Genomic DNA, 1,647 nt, shown 5'->3' on the forward strand with positions numbered 1-1,647 from the left:
TCGGCCGAGCTTCATCGAGAGCCGGCGACCGTCCTGGCGATGGCGCCCAAGGTGTTCACCATGCCTATGCGTGTCAGCCGCCGGATCGCCGGGTGCAGTAGGCGACCGGACAGGCGCCAGACCCGGTATGCGCGCGTGAAGGTCAGCTCGCAGCCGCCGGGTGCCGGTCGCAGGACAAAGCCGTCATAGGAGTGGGTCTGGCCGTCATACGGTCCGGTGAGGATGGTCTTCACCCAGCACACCGTGTCGGTGCCTAGTTCTAAGTGTCTCCAGCGCAAATTCAGTTGGCGGCGCCGGTTGCGCGAGCGGTGCTGACTGACTATCCCATCCGGATACCGTTCGCACACCTCTGCTGGCAATACGGCCCATCCGGTGAGCATCCCCGGATCGGCCAGCACCGCATGCACCTGCTCTGGTGGCGCAGAGATGAATCGGCTCAGGCGCAGGGCTGCGGACGGCGTCTCCGGCAACAGGTCGTGGTCGACTTTCGCGACGCCGGGAGTGCCACAGGTGACCTCCTCGTGCGTGTCCAGATCGGCGCGCAGCCGCTCAGTATTCACGTCGAGGTGAGCGAGTATGCGCATCGGCGCTCCGCCGTCCAGACCCAGAAGGCTCTTCAGGGCGGACAGGGAAGTACTGAAATCATTGCGACGATCATGGGCGAACTGCTGAGCTTGTCCGGACAGGGGAATATCGCCACTGTCAGCCAGCCTCTGCGCCTCCTGGCCCGGTGACTGCAGCGAAGCCGGTATAGCGGCTGCGTCTATGCCGAGGGCAGCCAGGTCCGCCGCGGCAACTTCGTGCATGGCGCGTCGGGCGTTCGCCAGGGTGACTCCGTGTGCGCCGAGCAGCGCTGCCGCCTCACCGCCCTGGGCTAGCAGCCCCAGCAGCAGGTGGTCGATGTCGATCTCAGGGTGCTGTAAACGCCCGGCCTCATGGCGGGCGCAACTAATCCAGGACCACAGATGGGTAGGCCGCGGTTTCGTCATCGGTTGCTCCTCCTGATGGGTGCCAGCCCGGGTGCGACTCGCTTTGCGTACTTCTTGTGGACGGCCTGGCGGGTGACGCCGAGGTTGCTTGCGATTTCCGTCCAGCTCATGCCGGCGCGCAGAGCAGCCTCAACCTGTGCGAGCTCCAGAGTCTCGGTGAGCCTGCGCAAGGCGGCCACGGCGCGTAAACCCGTAACCGGCTTGGTCGTATCGGCTGCTGCCGCGGCCACTTGGTCGGGCGATGGTGTCATTGCTGAACCCATGTGAGCAACCTACGTTGACAGACGCCGATTCGTCAATCAAAGTTGCTTAGCTTGTGCCTGCGGGTTCTCGCCCGTGTTGCATCTACGGTTCTGGGACGCAGGGGTGCCCAGCATTGCCGGGATCTTGTAGCAGCTGGGCAAGCTAGCGGCGTAGGCAGAACGTGTTCGGCGACTCGTGACGGCCCCAGCGCCCCGCTGGGGGCTGGAACCTCCTGGTGGTGCCGTGACCAACCCGGGTCATCGGCTCGTGCTGGGGGCCGTGCGCGAGGAGCGCGCTGTGCCAGCCCCCGAACCGCTGACCCGCCCCTGACCCGCCCCTGTGCGTTCCACGACCTCGGGCCACGTTCCACGACCTTGGTGCGTGTTCCACGACCACCCCGGGGTCGTGGAACACG

General features: G+C 65.8%; 2 protein-coding genes. Both read right to left on the reverse strand.

Annotated elements, in window-relative coordinates; genetic code table 11:
• Positions 1-11: 11 nt before the first annotated feature.
• Positions 12-989 carry an SRPBCC family protein gene (locus GZ997_RS06945; RefSeq protein ID WP_162679376.1) on the reverse strand — a complete coding sequence of 326 codons (978 nt, stop codon included), beginning with the start codon at positions 987-989 and terminating at the stop codon, positions 12-14.
• Positions 986-1,240, reverse strand: coding sequence for a hypothetical protein (locus tag GZ997_RS06950; RefSeq protein WP_161924114.1), 255 nt, complete (start codon positions 1,238-1,240; stop codon positions 986-988). The genes GZ997_RS06945 and GZ997_RS06950 overlap by 4 nt, the downstream gene beginning before the upstream one ends.
• Positions 1,241-1,647: the final 407 nt, after the last annotated feature.

The sequence above is a fragment of the Actinomyces sp. 565 genome, assembly GCF_010365615.1.
Taxonomy (GTDB): domain Bacteria; phylum Actinomycetota; class Actinomycetes; order Actinomycetales; family Actinomycetaceae; genus Actinomyces.